Source organism: Allobosea sp. 05L423 (assembly GCF_056397745.1).
Window position 1 is genome coordinate 26951 of the sequence record NZ_JBFTOA010000017.1, and the last position, 15404, is coordinate 42354.

14 protein-coding genes are annotated in these 15404 nt (G+C 65.0%); 4 read left to right on the plus strand and 10 right to left on the minus strand.

Going from position 1 to position 15404, the window contains the following annotated elements; genetic code table 11:
- Positions 1-107: 107 nt before the first annotated feature.
- The 8 genes from AC1DNE_RS24655 to AC1DNE_RS24690 all read right to left on the minus strand — a co-directional run bounded on the left by AC1DNE_RS24655 (position 108) and on the right by AC1DNE_RS24690 (position 9609).
- The gene (locus tag AC1DNE_RS24655; RefSeq protein WP_441473284.1) at positions 108-1949 is read right to left on the minus strand and encodes a putative bifunctional diguanylate cyclase/phosphodiesterase; all 1842 of its coding nucleotides are present in this window, start codon (positions 1947-1949) and stop codon (positions 108-110) included.
- Between the two features lie 66 nt (positions 1950-2015).
- A complete protein-coding gene (locus tag AC1DNE_RS24660) occupies positions 2016-3002 on the minus strand; it encodes a GlxA family transcriptional regulator (protein WP_476766670.1) in 987 nt (328 codons plus the stop codon).
- A gap of 351 nt (positions 3003-3353) precedes the next feature.
- Entirely contained in the window at positions 3354-3821 is a 468-nt protein-coding gene (locus AC1DNE_RS24665) for a YHS domain-containing (seleno)protein (protein WP_441473282.1), read from the minus strand.
- A gap of 5 nt (positions 3822-3826) precedes the next feature.
- Positions 3827-4312, minus strand: coding sequence for a hypothetical protein (locus AC1DNE_RS24670; protein WP_441473281.1), 486 nt, complete (start codon positions 4310-4312; stop codon positions 3827-3829).
- 21 nt (positions 4313-4333) lie between these two features.
- Positions 4334-5731 carry a tetratricopeptide repeat protein gene (locus AC1DNE_RS24675; RefSeq protein ID WP_441473280.1) on the minus strand — a complete coding sequence of 466 codons (1398 nt, stop codon included), beginning with the start codon at positions 5729-5731 and terminating at the stop codon, positions 4334-4336.
- A 69-nt stretch (positions 5732-5800) separates the two neighbouring features.
- Positions 5801-6997 carry an OpgC family protein gene (locus AC1DNE_RS24680; protein WP_441473279.1) on the minus strand — a complete coding sequence of 399 codons (1197 nt, stop codon included), beginning with the start codon at positions 6995-6997 and terminating at the stop codon, positions 5801-5803.
- Positions 6997-8643, minus strand: a complete 1647-nt coding sequence (locus tag AC1DNE_RS24685; RefSeq protein ID WP_441473278.1) for a thiamine pyrophosphate-binding protein — start codon at positions 8641-8643, stop codon at positions 6997-6999. The genes AC1DNE_RS24680 and AC1DNE_RS24685 overlap by 1 nt, the downstream gene beginning before the upstream one ends.
- 72 nt (positions 8644-8715) lie before the next feature.
- Positions 8716-9609 carry a CE1 family esterase gene (locus AC1DNE_RS24690; protein WP_441473277.1) on the minus strand — a complete coding sequence of 298 codons (894 nt, stop codon included), beginning with the start codon at positions 9607-9609 and terminating at the stop codon, positions 8716-8718.
- A gap of 153 nt (positions 9610-9762) precedes the next feature.
- Between AC1DNE_RS24690 and AC1DNE_RS24695 the strand changes: the two genes are divergently transcribed.
- From AC1DNE_RS24695 to AC1DNE_RS24705, 3 genes are all read left to right on the plus strand, one after another.
- Complete coding sequence (locus AC1DNE_RS24695; protein WP_441473276.1) at positions 9763-10335, plus strand: sigma-70 family RNA polymerase sigma factor; 573 nt, start codon at positions 9763-9765, stop codon at positions 10333-10335.
- A gap of 84 nt (positions 10336-10419) precedes the next feature.
- Positions 10420-11061: an NrsF family protein gene (locus AC1DNE_RS24700; RefSeq protein WP_476766671.1), complete on the plus strand. Its 642-nt coding sequence runs from the start codon at positions 10420-10422 to the stop codon at positions 11059-11061.
- 776 nt (positions 11062-11837) lie between these two features.
- Positions 11838-12023 (plus strand): helix-turn-helix domain-containing protein, encoded by a 186-nt coding sequence (locus AC1DNE_RS24705; RefSeq protein ID WP_441473309.1) that lies wholly within the window; start codon positions 11838-11840, stop codon positions 12021-12023.
- Positions 12024-12436: 413 nt separating this feature from the next.
- On the opposite strand, the gene AC1DNE_RS24710 is transcribed toward AC1DNE_RS24705, so the two are convergent.
- The gene (locus tag AC1DNE_RS24710; protein WP_441473274.1) at positions 12437-13801 is read right to left on the minus strand and encodes a S10 family peptidase; all 1365 of its coding nucleotides are present in this window, start codon (positions 13799-13801) and stop codon (positions 12437-12439) included.
- Positions 13802-14320: 519 nt separating this feature from the next.
- Between AC1DNE_RS24710 and AC1DNE_RS24715 the strand changes: the two genes are divergently transcribed.
- Entirely contained in the window at positions 14321-14560 is a 240-nt protein-coding gene (locus tag AC1DNE_RS24715) for a hypothetical protein (protein WP_441473273.1), read from the plus strand.
- Positions 14561-14727: 167 nt separating this feature from the next.
- On the opposite strand, the gene AC1DNE_RS24720 is transcribed toward AC1DNE_RS24715, so the two are convergent.
- A complete protein-coding gene (locus tag AC1DNE_RS24720) occupies positions 14728-15360 on the minus strand; it encodes a TetR/AcrR family transcriptional regulator (RefSeq protein ID WP_441473272.1) in 633 nt (210 codons plus the stop codon).
- Positions 15361-15404 lie beyond the last annotated feature (44 nt).

A 15404-nucleotide genomic window follows, 5' to 3' on the forward strand; every position in this document is an offset into this window, starting at 1 on the left:
ACCATCGCTTAGGTCCGCAAAGGATCGCCAACGGACCGCGCTAATGGACAGGCCCCCGAATGGCCGCTGCCGGGCACCCAACCGATGTCCGCAATTGGCGCGTTGCGTCAGGATTTGTCGCCGCATGCGGAATGAAGGGTGCCCAGAGAGCCGAATGACGTCTTGGCTCGAAAGGAGCCATATCTCATTGCGCGCTGTGCGGAGTCGTCGGGAGATGCCTGACGGAGGTTCGCGGCGAAACCTTCGCCGCCCTCAGGGCGACCGAATAAAAAACCTTGGCCTATTGGACATCCCATGCCAGCCAATAGCGCTCGCTGGGCCTCCGTCTCCACCCCCTCCGCAACGACGGTGAGTCCAAGGGCGCGCCCAAGGTCGATGATGGCGCGGACGATGACGGTCTTCGAAGGACTGGCAGTCAATCCCCCGACGAAGCTCCGGTCGATCTTGATTTCCGTAACGGGAAACGCCTCAAGCGAACGGAGGTTTGAATAGCCAGTTCCGAAATCATCTACGGAGAGGCCGACACCGAGATTCCGCAGCCGGCGGAACGCCTCCAGCACGCCGGGCGTGTCATTGAGAAACATGCCTTCTGTGATTTCGAGTGTCAGCAAGGCTGGTCGAAGACCGGACTGTCGTAAGATGCGGTCCACGATCTCCGCCATGTCCCTGTGCAAAAACTCGGTGGCGGAAACGTTCACGGAAAAGCGCAGCGGTTGTTCCCGGTGTTCGTTGATCGTGCGTGCAAAGGCGGCGACGGCGGCTAGACCGCGCTCGCCGAGGTCGAGCAGCACGCCGCTCCGCTCTGCCGCTTCGATGAATCGGCCCGGGGGTACGATACCAAACAGGGGATGATTCCACCGTATCAGTGCTTCCGCACCCACGCACTGGCCTGTCGCAAGGTCGATCTGGGGTTGGAAGTGATGGATGAACTCATCGTTGGCGAGAGAGGCCCTCAACTCGCGGGTCATTTGGACCCGATTGCGCGCCTCCTCTTCATCTGCACGCTGAAACCGGCGAGGCCCACTCAGCGGAGCTGCCTTCGCCGCGTGCAGTGCCGCGCCAGCATTGCGGATCAAGGAGATCAGGTTGCCGTCAGGGGGGCCGAGCGCATAGCCGAAGGCGAAACGCAGGGAAACATTCGCCCCCGGGACTACGAAGTCTGGGGCGAGAGCGGCACAAACCTCGGCCACGATCGGTGGCCCGCTTGCCTCATCGGTCAGTTCGAAGGCCAGGGCGAATTCGTTGGCTCCAATCCGGGCGACCAGAGCGGCCCCGGTCCCGCGCAGCCGGCGGCCGATTTCCATGAGCAGCGCGTCCCCTACATCAAAGCCGTACCCTGCGTTGATGTCGTGGAAGCCGATCGCGTCGAGCTTCACGAACATCACCGGGCCGGCAGTTGTCGCGAAGTGCCGTTCTGCGCCGACGATGAACGATTGACGGTTGAGGCAGCCGGTTGGAACGTCGAGGTTCGCGGCGCGATCGAGTGCAATCTCTGTCTGGCGCGTCGCCGAAACGTCACGAAGAATACCAAGGTACAGCAGTTCGCCACCGACCGTGAAAGGTCTAAGGCTGAGGTTGTTCCAGAAGACTGACCCGTCTTTACGATGATTGCGAAGCGTGACGTCCACCGGTTCGGCGGCCCCGATGGCGTCTCCGATGCGGCCGATTTCCGGTTGCTGGCGTTCATTGCCCTGGAGGTAACGGCAGTCCTTCCCGAGCACCTCGCGCCGCGTATATCCGGTCAAACGCTCGAAGGCCCTGTTCACGTAGAGAAGTGGCCCATCCCCCCCGGAAATCCGGGCGATCGCCACACCGTCGGAGAATTCCTCGACGAGCGGCGGCAGAACCGAGCGGAGCAATGCGTCCGAGCTGAGGTCACCGTTGCCAGCGCAGAGCGCCGGTGCGAACCTCATGAACTCCAACGGCTTCAGTCCCTTGAAATCCTTCATACCCAAGCAATGGCGCTGTTGCCGGTTGCTGGGCAATCGGCGGGTACGGCCGTTTCGAGACAACCGTCAGCCGATTTCGGACATAGTGGGTCTCGACCCGTCTCCAGATGTCCGGAATCGATCGCGGTAGTCCGAGGGCGTCGCTCCGAGATGCTCAAGAAAGGCGCGACGCATCGCCCGGGCAGAACCGAAGCCGCATTTCGCGGCGATCGAATCCATCGATAGCCGGCTGCCTTCGAGCAGAAAGCGCGCGACATCAATCCGCGTGAGATCGACATATTCGGCCGGCGAGATTCCCACCTCCTGCGTGAAGACCCGCGTGAAGTTGCGCGGGCTCATCGCCGCGATGTTCGCCAAGGTGTTGACGGACAGATCAGCATCCGGGTGGCTCAGGATGTACTGCTGGACCTTGTAGAGGCGGCTGTGGTCGACGCCTTGCGCTGCCAGATGCATGCTGAATTGAGACTGGTCCCCCGGCCTTTTCAGAAACACGACCAGACGGCGGGCGACATAAAGCGCCACGTCTCGGCCGAGATCCTCTTCGACCAGCGAAAGGCCGAGATCGATCGCCGCGCTCGATCCGGCAGACGTGACCATGGGGCCATCCCGCACGAAGACCCGGTCGCCGTCCACCTTAGCTTCTGGGAAGCGTTGGGCGAGGAGAGCCGCATACTGCCAGTGCGTCGCCACGTGGCGGCCGCCCAGAAGTCCGGCGTCACCGAGCAGGAAAGCCCCAGTGCAGACCGAGCCGTAACGCCGCGTCTGAGGGGCCGTCCGGGCGAGCCAGTCGATCAAGCCTCGACCCGGTGCATTGGGTATGCCGACGCTACCGGCCACAAGAAGCGTGTCGAGACCCTTCGGACTCAAGAGGTAATCTGAGTCCGGCAAAACTCTCAATCCCGACCCACAGCGGATCGGTCGGTCCTCCTCCGCGACGATGCCGACCTCGTAGAAGGCTTCGGCAACACGCGCGTTCGCTTCGGCAAACACGTCCATCAGGCCGGCGAGTTCCAGCGAGTGAACGTCGGAAGGCGCGAAGATGATGACCCGCACTGGACGGTCCTCGAGAAGCGCTGAGCCGAATATGCCGGTAGGCCAGCCCGCAGCAGTCACTCGGTCTACGTGGTGGCTTCCGGCGCATGCTATGATGGCGCCGGCCATTTCCGGCTAAGCGCGGCTGCTCAAGAAAATCAGAGGGACTCCCCGCGATTGCCCCTCGCGTGCGAAGTTGATCCTCCTCTTGCCGTCATGCTGCCATCCTCTCAGGAATTGGCGCTTTCGGCAAACTTGGAGTGGTTCAAGCCGAACATCCAATGTTCGGTTGTAGGCGCAGTCTCAAGGTCAGTAGTTGGAGCGCAGCCGCAGGGCGTTCTGTCGGATATTTGCGAACCACTTCTGTGCGTTCTACCGAACGCCCTTCGTCGCCAGGCGCGGCCAGTTTCCGTCGGCGCGGGCGATGTAGATCCTCGCCCGCCCGAGCCAAGTCTTCCGCACGTCGAGATCGTAGTTGAGATAGAGACGGCCGTCGACGATCGACCAGGCTTCCGGCTCGATCTTGACGAGATAGCCGCGCGAGGTGCCGTAGGCGCAGAAGCCGCCATAGGCCGGCAGGTAGCGCTCCGGATCGGCCTCGAACAGCGCCTTGTGCTCGGCGCTGGCGAAATGCCAGGTCGCGCCGCCGTGCCGGACCGAGAATTCCGGCTGGCCGAGCCGCGGACCTCCGTCGCGAAAATAGGCGACGGGATCGTAACCGCGGATCGCGAGGCCATCGGCCGAGCCCAGCGTGTTGACCGGGTGCAGCGTCTCCGCTTTGGCCCCGCCCCCCGCCAGCGCTGCGGCGGCAAGGCCGATGAAGACGCGTCGATCGAGCATGCGCCTTACCTCCCGCGCGCTTCGAGCGCCTCGAAGACATAGGCCGCGAGATAGCCGTAGATCGCGTGGCCAATGAGGCTCATGAAGGAGAGGCGCGGCACGTCGTTTAGCAGGAAATGTTGCCCGGCCAGCGGCGCGAAGAAGGCGAGCGCGATGAAATAGGTGATCACGCCCCAGATCCAGCCATCGGCCGGCATGCCGAAGCTCTTCACCCAGCGCGTCAGCCCCCAGTAGCCGAGCGGGTAGAACAAGAAGCCGGTGGTGAAGTGCAGGAGCTTGGCGGTCGGCGTCGAGATCGTCAGGCCGAGCTGATGGTAGAAGAGCGATTTCACCAGCTCCGGCGGTTCCAGCGGATATTCGGCGAACCAGGCGGTCGGCACGGCCGAGAACAATTCCCAGAAGCCGAGGCCGGCAAAGCCGCCGAGCGCAAGGTTGATCACGGTGCGGGTCGAGGGCAGCGCGAAGCTGCGGGTCATGGTCGCGGTAGTCATGGCAGCGGTCCTTTCCGGATGTCAGTGGGCGATGGCGAGCGGGGTGGAAGCGATGGCGAGCGCGGCAAGCCGTCCGGCGCCGCGACCGCGCAATTGCGCCAGCCGGCGGGCGGCGAAGAGATTGGAGCCGCAGCGCCGCCGCAGCCGTTCGCCGAGGATCTCGGCGGCGCGTTCATGCTCGCCGGCCCGGATCAGGCTCTCGGCATAGGCCTGCTCGAGCAGGTCGCGCTGGGCATGGCTGCCGCCGATCGCGATCAAGCCGTTGCGGGCCGAGCCGAGCAGGCGGGCGGCCTCGTCATAGTCGCCCTCGTGGAAGGCGATCAGCCCGAAAGCGGCGAAAGCGCCGTTGCGGGCGGCGGCGCGCCGCTCGATGCTGGGATGAGCCTTGGCATCCTCGATCAGGCCGCGGGCGATGGCTTCGGCCCCCTTGGCATGGCCGGCGCCGAGCAGGGACAGGGCATAGTGCAGATCGGCGAAGACGAGACGGCCGTCATGGACGCGCCCCTCGGCCCTGGCGGCGAGCTCTTCCCAGCGATCGCCGACATCGACGCCGGCATAGTCGAGCCGCGCCAGCAGCGAGGCGCCGTTGGCGATGTCGCGGTAATCGTCGGTCGGTTCGGCCCGGATTTCCTCATCATAGAGCCGCAGCGCCTCGCCGGTCTCGCCGCGCTCCAGCCGGAACAGCGCGAGGTGCCAGAAGATGTGGAAGCGCAGGTTGTTGGCATGGGCGATGTCGCGCCCGTCGCCCAGCCAGGCGATGCCTTCCTCAGTGCGGCCGGTCATCTCCAGCACATGGGCGACGGCATGGCGGCCCCAGGCGTCGCGCGGGCTCAGGGCCACGGCCCGGCGGCCGACACGCTCGGCCTGCGCATAGAAACCGCGCTCCTCCAGCGCGAATGCATGGCAGCCATGGACGAAGCCGGCGAGCGGATGGCTCTCGCCGAAACCCGGCGCGAAGCGATTGAGCGTCGCGAGCATCTCCGGCTGATCGCCGAGCATGAAGCGCAGGCCATGCGAGAGCTTGAGCGCCAGAACGTCGAAGGGATGGGCGAGCAGGATCGCCTCCAATCGCTCGGCGGCCCGGCGCGGCTGATCGTCGAGCCAAAGCGCCAGGGCTTCGACGACCATCGTTTCGCGCCGCGTCACCGGCCGCAGCAGCGCGGCCGTGCGCGCTTTGTCGAGGCAATCGCGAGCCGGCGCGACGAGCTCGGCGCGGGCCAGCGAGAGCAGCATCAGGCCCTTGGCGGCATGCGCCAGCGCGAAGTCGGGATCGGCGCCGAGCGCCCGGGCGAGATGCTCGGGCGTCGCGGCGGCATGGGCCAGCAGCGCCTCGAGCATGTCGTTCCAGGCGAGGCGCGCGGCATCGCTGGAGACGGTGATCGGATCGCCGGAGAGATCGTGATGAACGGCGTAAGACATGGGCTGCTCCATTGCCGCGCCGTGAAGGGCGCTTGTCAGGGAGTTCGCAACGGCTCGATCAAGCGGCGTTCAACTCGCTTCACGGACCCGTGTTGTCAGCGGAGCGCTCGCGGGCGGCGCGCTCTGCGCCGCGATCGCGGGCGTGCGCCCCGCGCCGGCCCAGGGCGCGCTCTTGAACCAGCCGACCACGCATGCGGTGGCGAGGATCAGCGCGAAGCCCGTGAGATTGAGCAGAACCACCACAAGTTCGCCCCGCCCGGCCATGTCGGCGATCGTGCCCAGCAGCCGCGCCAACACGACGCTTGCCAGGAAACAGGCGAGCGACTGCCGCCCGATCAGGATGAGCAGATGGCCTGCGCCGCGATCGAGCCGGTCCCGCCAGGGCTCGATCAGGCTCAGCGCGAGATAGGCGAGCGCCAGGAAGTGCAGCACGCGCAGGATATGCAGATCGGTCTTCTCGCTGGCGGGGATGACGAGATCACGGGCCGCCTGCGCCGGAGGCCAGTGCTCCAGGATGCCCCAGAAGGACAGCGGCACCGAGAGCAGGAGGAAGAGCGCGGCCCCGATCATCAATCGCCGGTCACCAAGCGCGGGTACCGGCAGCCATTTCATGGCGATGAAGAAGCCGATGAAGAAGATGAACTGCCAGGCGAAGGGATTGAGGAACCAGCCGGCGCCGGTCCAGGGATTGCCCGACAGGTTGAGGCCGCTCGCCCAGACCGCCGCATAGAGCGTTGCGGCGATCAGGAAGGGCAAGACGGCATGGAGCCGGCGCGCCAGCATCATCACCGGCACGAGCGCGAGGATGACGAGATACATCGGCAGGATGTCGAGATAGTCGGGCTGCCAGCTCAGCGTGGCCAGGCCGAGCAGGGCATTCTCGGGATCGGCCAGCAGCGGCTGGAACTGCTGCGCCAGCACGGCGAGGCCGAAGACCCGGTCGAGCGCGGCGGCGAGCGCGATCAGCGCCAGGACGAGGCCGATCTGCGCCCAATAGACCTGCCAGATCCGGTAGGCGATGCGCGCGGTCCCGAGCCACAGCCCGCGACGCGTGAAGACGCTGCCGAAGGCGAGCGCGCTGGCGATGCCGGAGCAGAAGACGAAAAGCTCGGCGCCGGATGAAAAACCGAAGCGTGCGGGAATCCAGGCGTTCCAGCTATTCTCCGGCAGATGCGCCACGAAGATGATCAGCATCGTCAGGCCGCGAAAAAGGTCGAGCCGTTCGTCGCGGGGGCGCTTCGCAGGGGTGGTGGACGCAGCGTCCATCAGAACGCTCCCTCGTAGCTGGAAGCATCGATGCGGCAGGCGAGCACAGTGAAACCAGTCCGCCGGAAAGCCGCTTCCGCCTCACGCGCTAGCGTTTCGCGGTCGTCGATCGTGGCGCCATGCCCGCCCATCGCGCGGGCGACGGCCGCAAAATCGGTCTCGCCGATATCGACGCCGGCGCGGGCCAGGCCGAGCTGGCGCTGCTTCAGCGCGATCAGCCCGAGCGCGTGATCCACGAGGACCACGACGATCACCGGCAGGCCGAGATCGCGCAGCGTTGCCAGCTCCCCCAGCACCATTTCGAGGCCGGCATCGCCGACGAAACACAAGGTCGGCCGGCCGGAGCCGAGCGCCGCCCCCGTTGCCAGCGGCAGGGCGCAGCCCATGGTGCAGAGCCCGCTCGACTGCAGCAGGCGGCGCGGCCCGTCGCAATTCCACATCTGGCTGAGCAGGATGCGATGCGCGCCGGAATCGGCGGTCGCGACCGTTCCGGCCGGCGCGACATGGCGCAGGGTCTCGAAGACGGTGTGCGGCCCCCATGCGCCGGGAGCGGCAAAGGCGGCGCGGAGCGCTTCGCGGACCACCGCAGGCTCGCCGCCCGGCCAGCCTATCTTCGTCGCCTGCCCTTCCGAGAGCTTCGTCAGCGTCATGGCGACATCGCCTTCCAGCACCAGGCTGGAAGAGTGCATGCCGTGCTGGACCGGCTCCGCGACGATGTCGATGACGGGCTTGCCGGCGGGCCAGGGGTTCCGCCAACCCTGGCGCATCTCGATCGGGTCGTAGCCGGTGAGTACGATCAGATCGGCCGCCTCGATCAGCGGGCGGAAGAGCGCGTCGGCCTTGGGCGAGAGGCCGACGGCCCCGATCACGCGCGGATCGCCCTCCGGCACCAACCCCTTGGCCTTGTAGGTGGTGAGCAGCGGCGCGCTTGTGCGAGTCAGGAAGCGGTCGAGCGCTGCTGCTCCGTCCTGAACAAGGTCGAGCCCGGCGATGACCAGCGGCCTCTGCGCGGCGGCGATGAGCGCTTGCGCGGGCTGGAGATCCGCCGGGATGGAAGGAGTTGCTGGTGGAATGGCGGGCGCAGTACGACGGCCAATGCGGGCTTCGGCGACCGAAATCGGCAGGTCGATATGGACCGGGCCGGGGCGCCCTCGCTGGGCGAGCGCGACGGCCTTGGCGACCACGAGATCCTCGGTGCCAACAGCGGCGCGGAAGCTCGCCTTGACCAGTGGCCGCAGCACCGCCTGGTGGTCGAAGACCTGATGCGTATAGCTCTCGGCCAGGGCCTGATCGACGCAGCCGGTCACGAAGATCAGCGGGACCCGGTCCTGCTGCGCATTGGCGACGACATTGACCGCATTGGCAACGCCGGGGCCGAGCGTCGCGACCAGCACGGGCAGCGCGCCGGTCGCGTGCCACAGGCCTTCCGCCATGAAGCCGGCGGCGTTCTCGTGCCGCGCGAGGTGGAAGCGGATGCCGGCGCGCTCCAGCGCATCGACCAGCGCCAGCACCTCGCCACCGGGGATGCCAAAGGCATGCGTCGCGCCGGCCTCCGCCAACCCAAGCGCCAGGAGATCGGCACCAGTCACGAATCCGGCCGGGCCGGCTTCAGCCGGCTCTGCGTCCGCTATCCGTTCGTTACGCATCGTCTCTCTCCGCTTCGCCGCTGCAGCGGCCTTGCCGGAGAGATCGCGCGGCACCCTGGTTTGGTTACACGATCACGGAGACGTGAGGCCGCCTTGCCCGGCCGCGACGGGTGAACCTACCGGCATGGTCAACCGCCAGGCTCGTTCGACCCAGGCCGGATCGGCCTCGTGACCGCCGGCATGCAGGCAGAGCTCCAGCCTGGCAGAACCGTCGCAGCCGGCCGCCATGCGGCAGATCAGTCCGTCCGCGATCGTTTCGGTGCGGGCTGCTCCGGCCCAGCCGGCAGTGCAGCCGCCCGGCGCGAAGATCGCGAGGCTCTTGAAGACATCGCCCTGTCTGGAACCTTGTCGCAGCGTGCGGCCGGCGAGCGGCACCGTCGTATCGCTCGTGCCATGGACATGGATCAAGGGTGGGCGCGGGCCTTCGCAGCTTTCGGGCAGCGGCTCCCAGAAGGCGCCGGCGATCGGGGCGAAGGCGGCAAAACGCTGTGGCATCCGGCAGGCGAGATACCAGACCATCGAGCCGCCCTGCGAGAAGCCGCTCGCTAGGAGGCGGCGGGGATCGATAGGAAAGCGCGCGACGACGTCGTCCAGAACCTGACCGATGAAGGCGAATTCGTCGCGTTGCTTTGCCGGAGAACCGGGAAAGGACCATGAGCGTCCGGCGCCATCAGGTGCGATCAGCGCGACGCCGAGGCGACGCGCGACGGCGGCGAGGCCCGGATCGGCGATCACGTCCTCGGCCGAACCTTGATAGCCATGGAAATACACGATCGCGCCGACCGGCCGCCCTGCTCCGGCCTCCGGCGGTAGCACGATGCGATAGTTGCCGCTCGCCACGCTGCAGCCCGCGGCCTCGGCACAGGCGTCGCCGGGCTTGGAAGGACCGTGAGGCTCCCGAGCAACCGCCGAGCCGGCAACCAGGATGCCGACGAACGCAGCTACGAGCGGCAGCCCTGTCGCCATTTGCTATCTCTCCGCTGTGCCGGTTAAGCCTTGCGCTCCGGCGCGAGCGTAACCGGGCGGCGCACGCGCTTCACCTCGGCATCGCGGGCTTGTGAGCGGGCGTCCGCCATGCAACGGACTGGGTGCAAATCCGCCTTCCGAAAAGCGCAATACGTGTCGCTACAAGAGCTCGAAAACCAGCTCCGACCGGTCTTCCTCGCCGCCCTCGCCGGCGATGCCGCGGCCTATCGCCTGTTCCTCGATACGATCAGCATGCGGCTGCGCGGCTATCTCAGCCAGATGCTGGCGCGTGCGGGCCGGACCGAGGCGAGCGAGGCGGAGGACGTGCTGCAGGAAACCTTGCTGGCGCTGCATCTCTCGCGCCATACCTACGATGCCGCGAGCCCGGTGACGGCCTGGGCGCATGCGATCGCCCGCTACAAGCTGGTCGACCATCTGCGCCGCTCCGGCCGCCATGCCGGCGCCCTGCCGCTCGAAGACGAGGCGGACGGGCTCGCCGGCCCGCCGGAGGGCGTCGCGGCCGAGGCGAGGCTCGACCTGGCCCGTGCCATGGCCGCGCTGCCCGAGCGCACGCGCCGTTTGATCGAGCAGGTCAAGCTACAGGGTGCCAGCGTCGTCGAAGCGGCCAATGCCGCCGGAATGACGGAGACGGCGGCGAAGGTCGCGATCCATCGCGGCCTGCAAGCCATGGCGAAATTCCTCACGAAACGCGGGGCGAAACCCTGATGAAGCCCATGGTCATCGACGCCTCGTAACCTTTCGCCAGCTTCTCGCGAACTCCAATAGACCGCAGAACCACGAAGATCGGACATGCAGACCAACGATTTGATCTCCCTGATGAGTGCGAGCGCCCGGCCGGTCGATACCGGCTGGCTGCGCCGCGCGACGTGGCTCTGTGCCCTCGCTGCACTCTCGATCACGGTTGGGCTGGTGCTGCTCACGCTCGGCACCAGGCCAGATTTCACCAGCGCCTGGACGACACTGCCGGTCATCGCCAAGGCCGCGTTCGGCGCGAGCGTTGCGGCCATCGCGCTCGTGCTGTTCCAGAACAGCCTGCGGCCGGGCCTGAAGCCGTCGCGGCGCCTGCCACTCATCGCGGCCCCGCTCCTTGTGGCGGCTAGCTGGGCGCTGCTCACGCTGATACAGGCGCCGGCCGAGCAATGGAGTGCCTTGATCTTCGGCCGCTACTGGCGAGCCTGCCTGATCGCGGTGCCGCTTTACGCGCTGCTTCCGCTCATCCTGCTGCTGCTGCTGGCGCGCCGCGGCGCACCTGTAGATCGAGTCCTGACAGGGGCCTTTGCCGGCCTCGCCTCGGCTGGCCTTGCTACTGTCGCCTACAGCCTGCATTGCCCGGATGATACGGCGGCCTTTCTAGCAACCTGGTACACTATAGCGACCGTGATCGTTGCAGCGCTCGGCGCGCTTATCTTTCCACGCCTTCTGCACTGGTGAGATGACGCCGGCGGCCTGGCTTTAAGTAGCGCCGGACTCTGCTGGCCGATCTGAGAAATCAGCCGCCAACCGATGCGCCGCTCGCAGCGCCTCTATCTTCACGGATCGATCAATCCGCTCCTCTCGCCGGTCCGAGACGATCAGGAGGCGCATGCGCAAGCTTTCTCCGGGGTGCTCAGCACTTGCTTAGACCGCTATATTTTTGAGAACGCAGCCAATCGAGCGCTGTGAATTGGCCGATTGGGCGAGACCACTCTTCTGCGTGCCGACGGCTGAGCCGCATGCATCCTTAGGAGGGCGGCAAGTTTGGACGCGCGATCACTAACGGCCCTTAGCTCGGCGTTATGCTCTCCGCCCGAGATCGGATCCTCCTGTGCGTGCCTGTGCCATTCCCTCCCAATCCATTGGAAAATGAATTGGTCCAGCGATGTCGGCCCAGACACGACAGTCCTCGTGGCTGTCCAATTTGTCCGCGCATTTCCGCAGATTATCTCAACGCTCTGACCGTGAAGATTGCACCATCTTTGAAAGGCACGCTGCCAGCGATCTCGATCCGCTTGAGGTCCTCTGGCACTCACCATGAGCTCAAAATTTGATCCGATCGGGTCTTGCCATTCGAAGGCGACATCGAACGTGAGAGGCGCGAAATTCTTCAGAACGCATCTTTTACTGTGCACGGCGGCCGTAGTCGTAAGCAGTCCTCGAATCGATTTAGACACTATAATGCCTGGCCGAAATGAACACTCCGCTACGTTCGGCGGCTCCTTGCGAAAAATCTGCGAGAATTGCGCGCTGCTGCCGGACTTTCGCAGGAAGAAGTCGCTGTTCGCATGGGAGCCGAGCAGACCTATGTCAGCGGCCTAGAGCGCGGCGTGCGCAACCCAATGCTGACCACCCTTGATCGCACCGCCCGTGCGTTGAACGTCAAAATCGGCGAGTTACTCAGGGAAAGGTCGGACTAAAGGAGGCTAATTCGCGGTGCACGAACCTGAGCGGCTGTTCCCCTAGCCAAGCGACCGCTCCAGACATTGGTGTCAGGCTTTTGCCGCCCCTCGCCCGCAGCGGGGGCAAGCCGCCAATCGACCGGTCATTGGGCCGCCATTATCAGCTTTTGCATTCACGGCTCGGTCAGCCGCCGCCATGCCGCCTCACCTGTCCCACTGAACCAAACTGCTAGGCCGGAACATCTCGGCATACGTGGCACCCATATGCCGACACGCATCGCTCTGATAAATATGGAGAATTATAGAAAGCCATTATTATTGCTGGGTTCTACAACCGGGTGCAGTTGATTATTCCGACTGCGTGGGCCGTTTTGAAACTCGGGCGACCGATGCTTATAACAACGACCACGGATAGGTGAGCGCAATGGCTACTATCGGGCCGCCTGATAGAGCTCCGCAGCGAGCTCCCTCAAAGCCCGGCGGCCATCCGGCCTCAGATACATCATGTGGCCGCCGTCGAGCACGGCGGACCGAACGGGCCTCGCACCGGCGATCGCGCTCATCTGGCTCAATAGGTAGCGGGAGATCATGTAGGGCGTCACGAGATCGGTGTAGCCGTTGACGATCAGGACGCCCATCGCCGGATTCAAGCTTCGCGCTCGCTGGAGATCGCCCATCACCCCGGCGTAGCCCTGACGAGAGGAACTGGTTCCGTAGTCCCAGTTGCGGCCGACCTCCCCGTTCAACAGGCGGTAGGACATGTCCGTCCGAAAGCCCAGTTCGTCGCGGACATAGGCCGTGAAGGCAGAGGTCAGGGCGGAGACGCTGCGATCGAGGATCGGATCCGGGCCTCGATCTCTCGGACTTTGCGGCGCGATGTCCCCGGTCTCGATCAGACCGTCATACGGGCTCAGGACGTTCCCTCGCGCCCGGGCGAACTCCTTGGTGAAGAGACTGGTAGAAATGCGCGCGAAGCTGCGCTGCACCAACTCTAGCGGCAGGCCGGTGATCTCGGCGACGCGCTGGCTGGCAGCGCGCCCACCCGAGTCCAGCCCGCTTGCAAGCCCGACGAGATATTCGCCGAGCGCGAAACGTTCGATCTCGGCGAGTTTATCCCGGAAGGCCTGCCCGACGAGGCCGTCACGCTGGAGGCGAACGGCTGCAAGCGAGGGAAGCTCCAGCGCAAAATGAAGGATGTCGAAGTCATCGGGCCGCAAGAGGGCGAATTCCAGGGCGGGAGAGACGAGGACGATGCCGCTCGGGCTGATGCCGATATCCTGCTGAAGCGTTCGGGAGAGCAGCGCAGCCCGGAACCCACCGTAACTCTCGCCCGCCAGAAAAACCGGTGAGCGGGTCCTGCCCGCTTGCGCCAGATACAGACGGACGAACGCTCCCATCGAGGCAGCATCCTGGTTCACGCCCCAGAAGTTCCGCGTCTGCTGGCCGGAGGCCTCACGACTGTAGCCCGTCCCGACCGGATCGACGAACACGAGATCGGTCATGTCGAGCCAGGTGTCCGGGTTGTCGATGAGCTTCTGAGGCGACGGAAGCAGGCTTCCGTCGGTTCCGGTCATCAGTACCCGCGGCCCCATGGCACCGAGATGGAGATAGGCCGCGGCGGCCCCCGGGCCACCGTTGAAGACGAACGTCACCGGCCTTTGCGAACTCTCGTCCTGGCCCTGCTCAGGCTGAACTGTATAGGCGACGTAAAAGACCTCGGCCGTCGCTTCGGCGTTGCCTCCGAGCAGCGATAGCGTGCCTGCCCGAGCCCGATATCGCAGCGTGCGGCCGCGCACGTCAATCGCATGTTCCGTCGTCTGAGGCTCAGGCAGGAGCGATAAGATCCCCGTCCTAGTCGTGCTGCGCTCCGGGCTTTGCCCGCGGCTGGAATCAGGCGCGGATAGGAACAGCGCCAGAGCGATTGCAACGGCCAGAGGCAGCCTGGGCATCATTCGGACTCCTGATTCTGCGGCTCTTCCCAGGACAACGGAGCGACGGTCCGGATATGTCCTCAGATCGTCTCCCGCATCGAACCATGGTCACTCAAAGATAGAACAACGGAAGCAAATTATCCTGAGTTCCCGAGCGGCGTAGCGGTCCGGCCGCGGTTCCATGCTGGCCTTGTCAGAATCCGTGCGCAGTCAGGCATGGCCTGAACACTCTCCATTTCATACTGTGCGGTCAGTGGTCTTTGCTACCCGCGCTTGGCGCGATCGGTGGGGAAGTTGTCAAACGCGAACGGCTGAGCGGTCCTCATGGACAGAGGAACTTCGGACCGAGTCTCCCGGTTGTTGTGAAAACCGGAGGACTTTGCCGTGGCAAAACAACCAGAATCTCTCGCCACATTCGCTGCGACCGCGAGAAACGCCGGACAGAAACCCAAGAACATTGGATTGACGGCTACGCCCGAAACAAAACCGATTCCGACCGATCCAAAGAAAAAGGCCGATGCGGCCACCAAAGTGCTGCGTGAGGGCGTACTTCACAAGGATCAGGGCGCGGAAAAAGCTGTCGATTCACTGCCAGATCGAACGCGAGACACTCGCAAGTCGTGAGGTTGGTCGGACACATCAGGCCGTGAACCCATAAACCGAATGCGGCCGAGATGGACGGCCTCCAGACGTTCGGCCTGGCGACGTGGCTGGGTCGGTTCACCCCGATCGGCAACATCGGTCGTTTCTCCATCAGCGGAGATTGCCGTCAGGCGCGAACCGGTACCGACCTAGTCTGAGACAGACCTGCTGATCTTGATGCCCAGGAGGCGTTCCACCGAGCTGAGAGCGATGTCGATCTGAAGAGACTCGTCGATTTCTTCGGCGCTCAAGCACCCTTCCAGCCAAAGCCCATCGATGATCGCGTTCAGCGCGATACTCAGATGGTGCAGCTTTTCTGCGGAAGCGCGGACATCGTCCGCCTCGAGCACGCCTTGTATGAGGCTCCGACATGCTGCGCGATAGGCGACATACCGCGTCCGATGAATCTCCCTGAAGCGCTCGTTGATGTGCACCTGGCTGATGAACGTCGCCCATAGCGAGAGAATGCGGGGCTCTGCGACGGGACCGCTGATGCTGGCGATAAGGAAGCGCCGCAGCTTGTCGATGGGAGACCCCTCCTCCGCCGCAACCGCCAGCGGTGGCCCGGTGATGATCGCGATGGTCCTGCCATAGGCTTCCGCAATCAGGTTCTCTTTCGACGCGAAGTGATGCCGGATGAGGCCGTTACTGACCCCGGCCTTTGCGGCGACCGCGCGCACGCTCGTGCCCTGGATGCCCAGCTCAACAATGCAATCCATCGTGGCTTCGATCAGGTCCGTGCGCCTGTCGAAGTCGGGGGTTCGCCTGAAGGAAGTCGTCACATTGCCTCGTCCGAATTGCAGCAAAGCCAAACTATGCACTTGCA

Bases quoted from the DNA above. Each gene is read 5' to 3' on its own strand.
- AC1DNE_RS24700 (WP_476766671.1), top strand. From the start codon at position 10,420: ATGCAGACCAACGATTTGATCTCCCTGATGAGTGCGAGCGCCCGGCCG.
- AC1DNE_RS24685 (WP_441473278.1), bottom strand. From the start codon at position 8,643: ATGCGTAACGAACGGATAGCGGACGCAGAGCCGGCTGAAGCCGGCCCG.
- AC1DNE_RS24655 (WP_441473284.1), bottom strand. From the start codon at position 1,949: ATGAAGGATTTCAAGGGACTGAAGCCGTTGGAGTTCATGAGGTTCGCA.
- AC1DNE_RS24690 (WP_441473277.1), bottom strand. From the start codon at position 9,609: ATGGCGACAGGGCTGCCGCTCGTAGCTGCGTTCGTCGGCATCCTGGTT.
- AC1DNE_RS24665 (WP_441473282.1), bottom strand. From the start codon at position 3,821: ATGCTCGATCGACGCGTCTTCATCGGCCTTGCCGCCGCAGCGCTGGCG.
- AC1DNE_RS24680 (WP_441473279.1), bottom strand. From the start codon at position 6,997: ATGGACGCTGCGTCCACCACCCCTGCGAAGCGCCCCCGCGACGAACGG.
- AC1DNE_RS24670 (WP_441473281.1), bottom strand. From the start codon at position 4,312: ATGACTACCGCGACCATGACCCGCAGCTTCGCGCTGCCCTCGACCCGC.
- AC1DNE_RS24675 (WP_441473280.1), bottom strand. From the start codon at position 5,731: ATGTCTTACGCCGTTCATCACGATCTCTCCGGCGATCCGATCACCGTC.